Genomic DNA, 14,236 nt, shown 5'->3' with positions numbered 1-14,236 from the left:
TGAAGATGAGTCGTCCACTGCCGTCCAGATCCACCAGCGCCGGGCTCGGGGCGAGGACCTTTTTTACGCTTGTTCTCTGGCTGTTTCGTGGGAGTGGCCGCGTGCGATGACGAAGTACGAAGAGTTGCAAGCGGTTGTATCAGACGCAGCGAGTAGGAATACTAACTAAGCTGCAGGCATGCCGGATCGAGCGCTAACGCATTTGGCAAAGCATGCTGCCAGACACACCGTGCCTTCCGATGCCTTGCCCATTTTTATTGCTGGACCATCACCTGCCTTGTGAACATCGTGAAACTTTCCGGTCTTAACGCGCAGACGCTTGCGCGTCCTTTCCTGCCGTCCGTCGCCCAGCCATCCCTCCGGGGACGTCTTCTCATTGTGGCTTGCGGCGCAATGCTGCTAGCGGCCTGCCACCAGCGCGAAACCGTCGCTCCCGAGCCCAGGCCCGTCGTCGCTGTCACGGTTCATCCCGACGGGCGCACGGCGAGCGCCTCGTTGCCGGCTCAGATACAGGCGCGGTATTCCACGCCTCTTTCGTTCAGGGTTGGAGGCAAGGTCACCGAACGGCGGGTGCGCATCGGCGATACCGTCAAAGCGGGACAGACCGTTGCGCTGCTCGACCCTACCGATCTGCGCAATAACCTGGCCAATGCGCGAGCGCAGCTCGATGCCGCCGAACATCGTCTCGTGTACGCCAAACAGCAGCTCGATCGCGACCGCGCTCAGGCGCAGGCAAACCTGATCGCAACGGCGCAGATGGAGCAGACCCAGGACGCCTACGCTTCCGCCCTCGCGCAGCGCGATTCGGCGCTCGCCCAGATGGCGCTCGCCGCGGATCACCTGCGCTACGCCACGCTCACGGCAGACCACGACGGCGTCATCACGTCGGAGGAGGCCGACACCGGCCAGAACGTTCAGGCAGATCAAGCCGTCTATCACCTCGACTGGACGGGAGACGTGGATGTTGTCTGCGACGCGCCCGAGCGGACGCTTGGCGCATTGACCGTCGGCAGCAATGCGCACGTGAGCTTGTCCGCGCTGCCCGGTAAGACTTTCGAGGCGCGCGTGCGCGAGGTGTCGCCGGCCGCCGATCCGCAAAGCCGCACCTGGCGCGTGAAGCTCACGCTGGCCGCGCCGAGCCCCGAAGTTCGCCTGGGCATGACGGCGAATGTCACGTTCGATGCCGTCGGCGACGCGCCAACGGCACGTCCGTTCGCGCTGCCTGTGACGGCGCTCTTTCACAAAGGCGAGGACCCCGCTGTGTGGGTGGTGCGCGCGGGCAGCGACACCCTTGAGCTGCGCCCTGTGAGCATCGCGCGCTACGACGAGCGCACGGTCTCCGTCACCGGCGGCCTGCACGACGGCGACCGTGTCGTGATGCAGGGCGTTCACGCAGTGAGCGCAGACCAGCACGTGCAGGTGGTGGCCCCGTTGCATCCGGAGGATTTTTCGTCATGAACGCACGCGATCGTGAAACCGCACGTGACAGCGCGCCCGTCATCCCGTCCGACGCCGAGGCACATGGCGAAGGCGGCTTCAATCTCTCCGCCTGGGCGTTGCGCCATCAGCAGCTCGTGATCTTTCTGATCGGGCTTGCAACCCTGTTCGGCGTGATCGGTTATACGCAACTTGCGCAGTCGGAGGACCCGCCATTCACGTTCCGGACCATGGTCGTCAAGACTTACTGGCCGGGCGCGACGGCCCGCGAGGTGCAGGAACAGATCACGGACCGAATCGGCCGTCAGTTGCAGGCGGCGCCGTACGTCGACAACATCAAGAGCTACTCGCGGCCCGGCGAGTCGATGATCTTCTTCGCCATGAAGGACTCGGCCCCGGTCAAGGAGGTCCCGGAGACCTGGTATCAGGTGCGCAAGAAAGTGGGCGACATCGCCGCGACGCTGCCCAAGGGGACCGTTGGACCGTTTTTCAACGACGAGTTCGGTGACGTCTACACGAACATCTATGCGCTCGAAGGCGACGGCTTTACGCCTGCGCAACTGCACGACTACGCGGACCAGTTGCGCACGGTCCTGCTGCGCGTGCCCGGCGTCGCCAAGGTCGACTACTTTGGCGACCCGGACCAGCACATCTTCGTCGAGATATCGAATGCAGAGCTGACGGGGCTCTCTATCACACCGCAGCAGCTCGCCCAGGCAATCGACGCACAAAATACCGTTGCGCCCGTTGGCACCATTACGACGGCGGACGACCGGGTGTTCGTGCGACCGAGCGGCGCGTTCAAGGACGTGCAGGCGCTCGCCGACACGCTGATCACCGTGAACAAGCGCACGTTCCGGCTCGGTGACATCGCGAAGATCACGCGCGGCTACGACGATCCGCCCGTCACCCAGATGCGCGTCGGGGGGCAGGCGGTGCTCGGCATCGGTGTCACGATGCAGAAGGGCGGTGATGTGATCAGCCTCGGCAAGGCGCTCGACGCGAAAGCCGCCGAACTGCAGGCGGCCATGCCGGCGGGACTCAAGCTGGCTCCCGTCGCGAGCATGCCTCACGCGGTCAAGCATTCAGTGGACGAGTTCGTCAGGTCGGTCGGCGAAGCGGTAGCAATCGTGCTGGTCGTGAGCCTCGTTTCGCTCGGCCTGCGTACCGGCATGGTCGTCGTGATCTCGATTCCGATCGTGCTCGCCGTGACGGCGCTCTGCATGCATGTGTTCAATATCGGGCTGGACCAGGTCTCGCTTGGCACGCTCGTGCTGGCGCTGGGGCTGCTCGTCGACGACGCGATCATTGCGGTCGAAACGATGGCCGTGAAGCTCGAGCAGGGGTGGAGTCGCACGCGCGCAGCGGCCTTTGCCTACTCGAGCACGGCATTCCCGATGCTGACTGGCACGCTCGTGACGGTATCGGGCTTCCTGCCGATCGCGCTCGCGAAATCGAGCACGGGCGAATACACGCGCTCGATCTTCGAAGTGTCAGCCATTGCGCTGATCGTATCGTGGTTCGCGGCCGTCGTGCTGGTCCCGTTACTCGGCTTCCACATGCTGCCGGAGCGCAAGGCCCACTGGCGCGACGGCGCTCATGACGAACATGACGTCTATAACACCGGCTTCTACCGGCGCCTGTCGGATTGGATCACATGGTGTATCGAGCGTCGCTGGGCCGTGCTCGGCGTCACTGCCGTGATATTTGCGATCGCGATGGCGGCCTTCACGCGCGTGCCGCAACAGTTCTTCCCCAACTCTGAACGGCCGGAGCTGCTCGTGGACCTTCGGCTGCCGGAAGGCGCTTCGTTCGAGGCGACCCTGCGCGAAGCGAAGCGCCTGGAAAAGGCGCTCGACGGCAATCCCGGAATCGACCACTTCGTCGACTTTGTGGGCACCGGCGCACCGCGCTTTTACCTGCCGCTCGACCAGCAGCTTCAGCAGCCGAATTTCGCGCAGTTCGTGATCACGGCCAAAAGCGTCGAAAACCGCGACGAGTTGATGCACTGGCTCGATGTCAAACTCGGGAGAGAGTTCTCCGGCGTGCGCACGCGTGTGGCGCGACTCGAGAACGGTCCGCCCGTGGGCTTCCCGATCAAGTTCCGGGTGAGCGGCAACGACATTGCGACCGTGCGCTCTATTGCTGAAAAGGTCGCCGGGAAGGTCCGCGCCGATTCCCGCACCCGCGACGTCCAGTTCGACTGGGACGAGCCGGCGGAACGGTCGATCTCGTTCGAGATCGATCAGAACAGGGCGCGCCAGCTCGGGGTGTCGTCGGAGGACGTGTCGAACTTCCTGGCGATGACGCTTTCCGGCTATACGGTCACGCAGTTCCGCGAGCGGGACAAGCTGATCAACGTCGATCTGCGTGCGCCGAAGAGCGAGCGTGTCGATCCTGCACAGCTCACGAGCCTCGCGATTCCGACGCCGAACGGCCCGGTTCCGCTCGGTTCCCTCGGACATGTTCGGGACGCGCTCGAGTATGGGGTGATCTGGCAGCGCGACCGCCAGCCGACGATCACCGTGCAGGCCGACATTCGGGGCAACGCACAGGGCATCGACGTGACCCGCGATATCGAGCACGCACTCGCGGAGCAAAAAGCCACGCTGCCGGTCGGCTATCGGATCGACGTGGGCGGCTCGGTCGAGGAAAGCGTGAAAGGCCAGACCTCGATCAACGCCGAGATGCCGCTCATGATCATCGCCGTGCTGACGCTGCTCATGATCCAGCTGAAGAGCTTCCTGCGGACGTTTATCGTCGTGCTGACAGCGCCGCTCGGGCTGATCGGCGTCGTGGCCGCGCTGCTCCTGTTCGGCAAGCCCTTTGGTTTCGTCGCGTTGCTCGGCGTGATTGCCATGTTCGGCATCATCATGCGCAACTCCGTGATTCTGGTCGACCAGATCGACCAGGACATCGCGGCGGGATACGGGCGCTTCGACGCGATTATCGGTGCAACCGTGCGGCGCTTCAGGCCGATCATGCTGACGGCTGCAGCCGCCGTGCTGGCCTTGATTCCGCTCTTGCGCTCGGCGTTCTTCGGGCCGATGGCGACCGCGCTGATGGGTGGCATCACGATCGCCACGGGACTGACCATTTTCTTCCTGCCGGCGCTCTATGCGACGTGCTTCAGGATCCGGCGCGATGAGCGCGGCATGCAACCGGTTGTCGTCGAGCATACGGAGATTTGATCATGAAGCTTGCCTATAAGACGTCCGTTCTCGCCGTGGCCACGGCGCTCGCGCTGACGGCCTGCTCGTTCGGCCCCAGCGGCGAACCGCCGGCGATGCCTTCGCCCGAGCACTACGGCGCGCAGGCGCAGCCGTCGAAGACGGTCGTGGCGGATGGTGTTGCGCAGCAGTTCGATATCGGCGCGACGGCCGTTCCGCAATGGTGGCGGCTTTACCGGTCCGACGCGCTCGATGCACTCGTCGATGAAGGCTTGCGCAATAGCCCGACGCTTGCAGGTGCGCAGCGAACGCTTGCGGCCGCGCAAGAGGAACTGCGCGCGCAGGTCGGTTCATCCACGCTACCGTCAGTCGACGGTGTCGCCCAGGTTGAACGCGCGCGTTCACCCGTCGTGCCGGGGCTCGGCCCTGAGCAGGTGCAGTACAACTTTTTCGCCGGGCAGATTCAGGCGCATTACACATTCGACTTTTTCGGCCAGACGCGTTACGCGAACTCCGCGAGCGCCGCTCGCGTAAATGTGCGGGCGTATGAACTGGAAGCGGCCCGGCGCGCGCTCGCGGCAAACATCGTCGGCACGGCGATCAATGTGGCGGCGCTTGATCGCCAGATCGCGCTGACCGAGCGGCTCGTTGCCGTAGCGAGCGAAACCGCAAACGAGGATCAGCAACGGTACACGCTCGGGTCCATTTCGCACGTGCAGGCGCTCAACTCGACACAGGACGCAGATTCGATCGCGGCGAGTCTTCCGGCCTTGCGCCAGCAGCGCGCCTCAGCGGTCCACGCGCTGGCGGTACTGATGGGCCGGACGCCGGATAACGAGCCGACCGTTCCCGACCTCGACAGTCTGGCGTTGTCCGACCATGTGCCCGTCGCCGTGCCGTCGGATCTGCTGCGTTCGCGTCCTGACATTCAGGCAGCCGACGCCGCCGTGAAGGCCGCCGCGGCCGACGTTGGGGCTGCAACCGCGCAACTCTTTCCGAGCCTGTCACTGACGGGCTCGATGGGCCGTGGCGGCTTTAGCTGGCCTGCAGTGCTCTCAGGAGCGGGCGGGCTCTGGGCAATCGGTGCGAGCCTGTCGCAGCCGCTCTTCCATGGTGGGGCGTTGTTCGCGCAACGCAGAGCCTCGATCGATACCTACGATGCGGCCGTTCTGCACTACAAGTCGACGGTCCTGTCGGCATTCCAGGATGTCGCGAATTCGCTGGCCGCACTGGATAACGACGCACAGACACTCGTGTCAACGGAAGCAGCGGCAAAGGCAGCGCATGCGGCATTCGACGAAACGGCGTCGCGCGCCCGCCTGGGTTCCCTGCCGACAACGGCACAGCACGCCAGCGAGCAGCGATTTCTCAATGCACAGCTTGGCGCGGTACGCGCCGGGAGCCAGCGCATGAGCGATACCGCTGCACTGTTCCAGGCGATGGGCGAATTGCCGGCCGATCCGCCGCACGTGGCGTCAAGAGAATGAACTTGATTCCGTGAGGTCGGGGAGAGCGTCACGATGAACCGGCCGCTCGCTATCGGGCGACACTGCCGGTGTTAGGTCAGCCCCGACCAGTTCGTTATGCAAGAAAGAGGGTGCGCCGTCGGCTAAAGCAATTGAGCCGGTGCTACCGCCTGTGCCGGATGCGGCCGTAAATCTCCCTTGTCGTGTCCAATATGGAACATCCGAAACTGATTGCCTGTCACGAATGCGATGTGCTATTCCGCAAACCTCCCAGGCTGGGAGGGTTGGTTGCGCGTTGCACGCGCTGCGGAGCGGGTCTGAAAGGAACACATCGCGTCGGCCTGCCGCTTGAGGGGATCTGCGCCTTGACCATCGCGGCGTTGATCACTTTCTGTATCGCGCAGGCGTTCCCGGTGATAGCACTCGAGACCAACGGCATTGCGTCGCAGACCACACTGCTCGGCGCAGTGCAGGCGTTGTGGGCGGGGCACATGCGCCTTGTCGCAATCATGGTGCTCGGTTCGTCCGTACTGTTCCCGCTGATTGAATTACTCGCCTTGCTTTATGTGCTGGTTGCTGTTCGGATGGGCAGGCGGCCACCGCACTTCAACCAGATGCTTCGCCTTATCCAATTCGTTCGACCTTGGGGAATGATCGAGGTATTTATGCTCGGCGTGCTCATTACGATCGTGAAAATGGTGAGCATCGCCCAAGTGATCCCTGGGACAGGACTGTTTGCGTTCGGCGCCCTGACCGTGATGTTGGCCGTCATCGCCGCGTTCGACCCGGGCATGCTGTGGGAGGTTTGCGACGAGATGAAGATTCGTCGACCCGCAGGCATCCCGCGGTCGAGCGTGAATGACAGGCGCATTGGGGAAGGTCGTGCGTCCAGTCTGCGGGAAGTGGCGGCAACGGGTCATGTCACAGCGAGACATGCCGGACTTGTTGCCTGTCATACCTGCGGCCTGATCCAGACGGCGATCGCGCATCAGCCGCACCAGCACTGCTCGCGATGCAACTCGCTGCTGCATGAGCGCCGTCCGGACAGCGTGACTCGCACCTTGAGTCTGCTTGTCGCCGCCGCGCTCATCTATGTTCCGGCGAACCTCTTGCCGATCATGCACGCATCATCACTGGGCCGCGCGGAGGACGACACGATCCTCGGTGGTGTCGCCTACTTCTGGACATCAGGAGACTGGCCACTGGCGGTCGTTATCTTCGTGGCGAGCGTCCTGGTGCCGATGCTTAAACTGGCCACTCTCGCGCTGCTGACGTTGACCGCTCGCCGGGGTTCAGACTGGCAGCCGCACGAACGCGCGAGGCTGTACAGGATCGTCGAGCGCGTCGGCCGCTGGTCGATGCTCGATGTCTTCGTTGTCGCACTGACGGTTGCTCTCGTGCACTTCGGCTCGTTTGCTTTCATCACCGCGGGGCCGGGCGCGCTCGCTTTCGGGGCGGTGGTGATTCTCACCATGCTCGCGTCGCACCAGTTCGACCCGCGGCTCATCTGGGACAACGTCCGTTGTCAACAGCAGCAGCTTCACGACATCGAGTCTGACCAGGTTCGTAGCTCCGTGGCATCCATAAACTGAAATCAGCAACATTATCTTCGAGCGATGCACCTTCCTGATCTACCCCGTCCTGAAATCCAGCCGCGAAAACGCTGGCTTCCCTCCCTGATCTGGTTAATCCCGCTGATTTCGGCCCTCATCGGCGTGGCGCTGGTGGTCCAATCCATTACTGGAAAGGGACCGACGGTCACTGTCTCATTCAATAACGCAGAGGGCATGGAGGCGGGCAAAACGAAGGTCAAGTACAAGGACGTCGAAATCGGCTTGGTACAGGCCATTACACTGACGAAAGATCTCCAGCATGTCATGGTGAACATTCAGCTCACCAGGGCGGCAGAAAACTTCGCAACCCGAGGCACGCGCTTCTGGGTCGTTCGCCCGCGCGTGGGCGCCAACGGCATCTCGGGCCTCGGTACATTGCTCTCCGGCGCATACATCGGCGTTGACATTGGGCAATCGTCAGAAAGGCAAACCGGGTTTGTGGGCCTCGAGAATCCTCCTATCGTCACTAGCGGTCAGCCAGGACATCAGTACTCGCTGCGAGGGGAGTCGCTCGGCTCGATCGATATCGGCGCTCCCGTCTTTTACCGTCGTGTTCAGGTGGGCCAGGTGGTGGGCTTTTCACTCGATCCACACGGCTCGGGCGTGGTCGTGAATGTTTTCGTCAATGCCCCGTTCGATCAGTACGTCGGGACGAATACACGGTGGTGGCATGCGAGCGGCGTTGACCTTCGTCTCGACTCGAATGGATTGAAGCTCAATACACAATCTCTGGCGACGGTGGTCGTTGGAGGCCTGGCGTTTCAGTCTCCACCGGGCCAGGATGCCGGACAACAGGCTGCTGACAAGGCGGTATTTCGACTCGCAGCGGACGAGTCGGACGCGATGCGCGAGCCCGACGGCCAGCCCCTCAATGTGGTGATGCGATTCAACCAGTCGCTGCGCGGACTGTCTGTTGGCGCGCCCGTGGACCTCCGCGGGATCGCGTTGGGGCAAGTGACGGACATTGGTATCGAATACAACGAACGGGGAAAAAGTTTCAGCATGAAGGTGTCCATGGCGCTTTATCCGGAGCGGCTCAGCAGGCGCAGCAGCGAGGCGCTGCCTGCTCCGAACACGCAAGGCGGGCATGAGTTGCTGCAACATCTCGTCATGGAAGGATTGCGCGGCCAGTTGCGAACCGGCAACCTCCTGACCGGGCAGCTCTATGTGGCGCTTGACATGTTCCCGAAAGCGCCGAGAGCGACTGTTGATGTCCACCAGAACCCGATCGAACTGCCGACCGTGCCCAACACGCTCGATGAACTGCAGGTGCAGATTGCGGACATTGCCAGGAAACTGAATCAGGTACCGTTCGAGAAGATCGGAGCCAACCTGAATGGCGCACTGGAAAACGCCAACAGGCTGTTCGGGCACCTGGATACGGAGGTGGTTCCACAGGCTCGCGACACGCTGGCAGCGGCGCAACGGACCTTCGGCACCGCTGAAGCGACGCTCCAGCAGGCCGCGCCGCTGCAGTCGGACGTTCAGGATGCGATGCAGCAACTGACCCATACGCTGCAATCCCTTAATGCGCTCGCGGACTATCTGGAACGTAATCCTCAGGCGCTTTTGTTCGGCAAGAAAGGAGATCGGCCGTGACGTTGCTTCAGTCTCATTCGCTGCGCGCTTTCGTTCGCGTGGCCACGGGGATCAGTCTTGCCGTTCTTGCAGCGTGCGCGTCCCCGCCGAGCCGGTTCTATACGCTGGGCTCGGAGGGCGGTTCAACCGCGGCAGATCGCACGGTAAGCCCCGCCATTCTGATCGACATGCGCCCCGTCACGGTGCCTTCTGCAGTAGCGAGGAGCCAGATCGTCGTACAGGTGAGCGCGAGTCAGGTGAAAGTGCTGGAGGACGATCGCTGGGCCTCGCCCCTGGCGGACGAAATCCGCAATGCAATGCTGGCGGCGGTGAGCCTGCAGTCAGGCGCGGCTGATGTGCACGGGATGGCACGCGCGGACAATGTGGCGGTGTACGACGTTTCTATCGACGTGCGACGTTTCGAGACGTGGCCAGGGTCACACGTGCTGATTGACGTCGTGTGGACCGTACGCCCGTCAAATAGTCAGGAAACGATGATCTGCCACAGCGTGGTCAGTCGGTCGGTGTCCGCTGGCTACGATGCCATCGTCGATGGCCATCGGCAGGCCTTGCAAAGAATCGCTACGCAGATTACTCAGGGCATCCGGGAGCCTGTAAAGACACCGACAGTACACCTGGGCCGTCAGGCAGCGACACGTTCGATGTCTTGTCCGACCATGGTCGAAGCTGAAACGAGGATTGATGCGCCAGTTTCAGGCGTGGCGCAATGAGAGGTTCGTCCGGTCACGTCCCGGGAACGCTTTTTACGGCGGGAGGCGAACGGTTCAAAAGAAGCGGACGCTTTTCGAAGTCATGATCGGGTTAAAGAATGGAACAAATTTGCAACCACAAATATTCGACACACGTTCGCGTGTGTTCGTGAAGAAAACAGCAATAGCCGTACGCACGACGATTATCGCTTGCGAAAATAGGTCGATGACCTATGTGTCGTGCTTTTCGATCGCTGGTGTGAGCGCCGCGAGATTACGCCTCTCGCTTATCTGCTGCACGCGTGGCCCTTATTCCCGTCGAAACCTCATCCAATCAAGCGGCTCGCAGCCGCGCTCCGTGATCTCTCAATGTTCCATGCGGAAACGCTTGACGATATGGAGCGCGAATTGATCCATAACATCCATGGCGTAACGGGCTACGACATATGATCGCGACAGCTGATTAGGCGCGACTTGAACGGTGCGCGCCAGGTCAAACCGGGCAAACCTTGCTCATCGTGCAGGATCGATGACCCCAATCCCGTAATGTACCTTAACGTCGCTCGCCTCATTCCCCATCGACTTCCGCCTCGATGAGCGGCAACGCTCGCATTGCAATCTTCTCCGCCTCCGCGCGCTTGAGTCCGAGTGTTTGCAGAAGCGTTGCTGCCGTACGCTCGGCGAAGTGCTCTCCGCTGAAACCAAGTTCTTCGAGCAACTGCGCCGCCGGCGCGCCCGGTGCGACGAAATTCAGCTCGGCCGCGGTTGCCGCGAGCACCGTGCCGCCCACTGAAAGAAAGCCGATGAAGGGGTCGGCGACCATAAAGCGCTTGGTGGCGATGCCATTTCCGATATCCCGCAGCAGCCGCTGACCCAGCCCGCGACTCAGCATGCCCGCCGAAAACCCTTCGCGTATCAGGAAGCGTCCCCATACGGGATCGCGCCGCGCACGCATCAGGGTATGACGCACCGAGACGGCGATCACTTCAGCGGGGTCGGACAGGCCCACGGTGAGGCGATCGAGCATGTCGGCGAACTCCTCGAACACGTTGTCCACAAGCGTCGCGTAGATGGCTTCCTTCGACTCGAAGTGGTTGTAGAACGATCCGAAACCGACGTCGGCGGCCTCGGTGATTTCGTTGATGGCTACGCCTTCCATGCCCTTTTCGGCCATCAGCCTGAGGGCCGCGTCGAGCAGGCGGGCGCGCGTCTCGCGCTTGCGACGGGCACCGCGCGGCTCGCGTTCTTCGGGAACGGCAACCGGGGAAACTGACGCCGCACGGGCAGGGCGCTTTGCTGTCGGGCGATTTGAAGTGTTCGGCATGATCGGTCCAGTTTTGGCCATATCGAAGTATAGATGCTATTGTCTATATTGACAAAACACTCAACTATGACTTTAATGTCACTAACGGCCACCGAGTGCCGGTCTAACAAACAACAGACGGAGTGACTGTGGAGACAGCAGCAAAAGATGGTTCCGCGCCTTGCAGCAGGGATGGCGAGGGTCGTGCGCCGATTGAGGCATTTCCGTCGGCCGTCGATGTTTTATTGGTGGGTTGCGGACCGGTGGGTGCCACGATTGCGAATCTGTTGGCACGACACGGCGTGAACGTGATGGTTGTCGACAGGTCGACTGAGGTATTCATGGCGCCCCGTGCGATCGCGCTCGATAACGAAGCGCTGCGCATCCTTCAGCTTGCCGGCGTTGCGGAGAGCGATTTCGAGACGATTGCCATACCGTACGTCCGCATGCGGTCGCCCATGCTGGGCCTGTTCGGCAGGGTGAATTCGCTGGGCAGTCTGGATGGCCACCCGAAGCTCGTCACCTTCTACCAGCCAGACCTGGAGCGGTGTCTGCGCGCCCGGCTCGAGACATACGACTGTGCGCATATTGCGTTGGGGGTCGAGCTCAAGAGCTTCACGGAGGAGCGGGATCACGTGCTCGCATCGTTAGATCTTGGCCAGGGGCGCACTCATCTGTTACGGGCCCGCTATCTGGTTGGCGCGGACGGGGCGAGTTCGTTGGTACGCCAGCTCATCGGGCAGGAATTCAAGGGCAAGACGTTCGCCGAGGACTGGCTGATCGTCGATGCCCGCCACGTATCGCGTCCGATCGATCACATCGAGTTCATCTGCGATCACCGTCGGCCGATCCCACATATGGTCGCGCCTGGCGGCCGTGAACGCTGGGAATTCATGCTCCGGCCTGGCGAGAATCGCGAGGAAATGGAGTCCGAGACGCGTATCCGGGAGTTGCTTTCCCCCTGGGGCAACCTGGAAGACATGATCATCGAGCGCAAGGCTGTGTACCGCTTCCATGCGCGCGCTGTCGATGCGTTCAGCAAGGGGCGAGTGTTCCTCGCGGGCGATGCGGCCCACATCACGCCCCCATTCGTCGGGCAGGGGTTGGTCGCAGGTCTTCGGGACGCCGCCAACCTTTGCTGGAAGCTGGCATGGGTGGTGAAAGGACGTGCGAATCCAGGGATTCTCGATACCTATGACCAGGAGCGGCGCCCCCACGCGAAGGCGATGATCAATCTCGCGAAGTTCATGGGCAAGCTAGTCATGCCCAGAAGTGGTGTCGTCGCACTATTGACTCACGGGCTGATGCGTCTGTCGAGACTGGTGCCGCGCCTGCGCGTGCAATTCGAGGAACTGCAGATCAAGCCGAAGAATGCATTCCGCCACGGGTTGTTCGTCAAGGGCCGCTCGTCGGCGAAGCTTGTTCGTGGCGCTGTCATCGCGCAAGGCTGGGTGAGAGGTTCGGATGGCTCCACGCGTCTGAGCGACGACGTGCTCGGACAGGGCCTCACGCTGATCGGGTTTGGCGTGGATGTGGCGGCTACGCTCGAGCATGCGACTGTCGCAGCGTTTGCGCGTGCCGGCGGGCGCGTTGTCCAGATTGCCCATCGGGGGCAACGGCTTCATCTTGCCCCGCACGACAGTTGGGAAGACCTCGAAGGCGTATTTCTTCCCGGGCTGGTGCCCCTCGGGTGGGCTGCCGTAGTCCGGCCCGACAAGACGATCGTCCACGATGGCCCGGCCACCGATGCAAACCGTATTGTGCGCGAGAGTCTTGCCTTGCTGGGTAATCCCGTGAGCGTGCGGACGCCGGAAGTCGAAACCGCTATTCGAACTGCCTGATTTCTTATCCGATATGAAACTGACCACTGCACAGCCGGCTCGTCACCCTGATCCCACGACGAAGGCGTCGGCATTAGCCTATCTGATATTTGACCGGCCAGACATCGGCAAAGCCGAGCAATTTCTCAATGATTTCGGGCTACGGACCGTATCGCGCGATGACGCGCTATTGCTTCTGCGGGGAACAGACGCTTCGCCCTTCTGTTATGTCGTCCGGAAAGCGCCGAAGTCCCGGTTCGTTGGTTTCGGGCTGCAGGTTGATAGCAGGGCCGATCTTGACGCACTTGCGATGCTGCCAGGCGCCGCCGAGGTCGAACGGTCGGACTTGCCCGGCGGTGGCCATGTCGTTCGGTTGACCGACCCTTCCGGGTTTCGCGTCGATGCAATATGGGGCCAGGCGCCAGCTTCAACGCTGTCCCACCGGCCGCCATTGCCGTTCAACTCCGTGGATGCGGCCGTGCGGATTAACGGGACGCAGCGACCGCCCGAGCGCGCACCTGAAGTTGTCCGGCTCGGACATGTCGTGCTTGAACTTGCCGACTTTCAGGAAACTTGCGCATGGTATACGCGGCATTTCGGGTTTATCCCGAGTGATGTGCAGGTGCTACCCGATGGTTCGCCCGTCGTCGCGTTCATGCGGCTTGATCTTGGTGACAAGCCGTCCGATCACCATACCCTCGCGCTTGCACAAGGCTTCCTGCCCACTTACAGCCATAGCGCCTACGAAGTCGTTGACGCCGACGCGGTTGGCATGGGCCAGCGCGTCCTGCGCGAGAAGGGCTGGACGCACGCGTGGGGGATCGGCCGGCATATTCTTGGTAGCCAGATCTTCGACTACTGGCAGGACCCCTGGGGCGACAAGCACGAGCACTACTGCGACGGCGATCTCTTTACGGCCGACGCGCCGACCGGTGTCCATGTCGTGAGCCGTGAGGCGATGGCGCAATGGGGACCGACAATGCCGCGCAGTTTCACGAAGCCCAAATTCACGCCAGCGAGCATCGTGGCGCTCTTCAGGAACCTGCGTCGCAGCCCCGACCTGACGCTGAGCAAGCTGCGCTCGCTGGCAAAGATTTTCGCCTGAACCAACCCCTTCCATCGAATCCGGAGATCGAAAA

The 14,236-nt window shown here is 62.2% G+C and carries 9 protein-coding genes; 8 read left to right on the top strand and 1 reads right to left on the bottom strand.

The window, feature by feature from the left end; translation table 11 throughout:
- The first annotated feature begins 393 nt into the window (after positions 1–393).
- From PQR42_RS09220 to PQR42_RS09195, 6 genes are all read left to right on the top strand, one after another.
- Positions 394–1,458: an efflux RND transporter periplasmic adaptor subunit gene (locus tag PQR42_RS09220; RefSeq protein ID WP_408386183.1), complete on the top strand. Its 1,065-nt coding sequence runs from the start codon at positions 394–396 to the stop codon at positions 1,456–1,458.
- Positions 1,455–4,628: an efflux RND transporter permease subunit gene (locus PQR42_RS09215; RefSeq protein WP_408386185.1), complete on the top strand. Its 3,174-nt coding sequence runs from the start codon at positions 1,455–1,457 to the stop codon at positions 4,626–4,628. Before PQR42_RS09220 ends, PQR42_RS09215 begins: the two co-directional genes overlap by 4 nt.
- Before the next feature lie 2 nt (positions 4,629–4,630).
- Entirely contained in the window at positions 4,631–6,094 is a 1,464-nt protein-coding gene (locus tag PQR42_RS09210) for an efflux transporter outer membrane subunit (RefSeq protein WP_408386187.1), read from the top strand.
- A gap of 191 nt (positions 6,095–6,285) precedes the next feature.
- Positions 6,286–7,665: a paraquat-inducible protein A gene (locus PQR42_RS09205; RefSeq protein WP_408386189.1), complete on the top strand. Its 1,380-nt coding sequence runs from the start codon at positions 6,286–6,288 to the stop codon at positions 7,663–7,665.
- Positions 7,666–7,689: 24 nt separating this feature from the next.
- Positions 7,690–9,285 carry a PqiB family protein gene (locus PQR42_RS09200; RefSeq protein ID WP_408386191.1) on the top strand — a complete coding sequence of 532 codons (1,596 nt, stop codon included), beginning with the start codon at positions 7,690–7,692 and terminating at the stop codon, positions 9,283–9,285.
- Entirely contained in the window at positions 9,282–9,995 is a 714-nt protein-coding gene (locus PQR42_RS09195) for a PqiC family protein (RefSeq protein ID WP_408386193.1), read from the top strand. Before PQR42_RS09200 ends, PQR42_RS09195 begins: the two co-directional genes overlap by 4 nt.
- A 547-nt stretch (positions 9,996–10,542) precedes the next feature.
- On the opposite strand, the gene PQR42_RS09190 is transcribed toward PQR42_RS09195, so the two are convergent.
- Positions 10,543–11,298, bottom strand: a complete 756-nt coding sequence (locus PQR42_RS09190) for a TetR/AcrR family transcriptional regulator (protein ID WP_408386195.1) — start codon at positions 11,296–11,298, stop codon at positions 10,543–10,545.
- Between the two features lie 191 nt (positions 11,299–11,489).
- Between PQR42_RS09190 and PQR42_RS09185 the strand changes: the two genes are divergently transcribed.
- Together PQR42_RS09185 and PQR42_RS09180 are read left to right on the top strand one after the other, a co-directional pair.
- A complete protein-coding gene (locus PQR42_RS09185; RefSeq protein ID WP_408386417.1) occupies positions 11,490–13,118 on the top strand; it encodes a bifunctional 3-(3-hydroxy-phenyl)propionate/3-hydroxycinnamic acid hydroxylase in 1,629 nt (542 codons plus the stop codon).
- A gap of 13 nt (positions 13,119–13,131) precedes the next feature.
- Complete coding sequence (locus PQR42_RS09180) at positions 13,132–14,202, top strand: VOC family protein (RefSeq protein WP_408213080.1); 1,071 nt, start codon at positions 13,132–13,134, stop codon at positions 14,200–14,202.
- The last annotated feature ends 34 nt before the right edge of the window (positions 14,203–14,236 follow it).

The sequence above is a fragment of the Paraburkholderia sediminicola genome (assembly GCF_046027355.1).
In the GTDB taxonomy this organism is placed as follows: Bacteria; Pseudomonadota; Gammaproteobacteria; order Burkholderiales; family Burkholderiaceae; genus Paraburkholderia; species Paraburkholderia sediminicola_B.
Note: the sequence above shows the minus strand (reverse complement) of the source record. Positions and strands in the feature narration are given on the sequence as shown.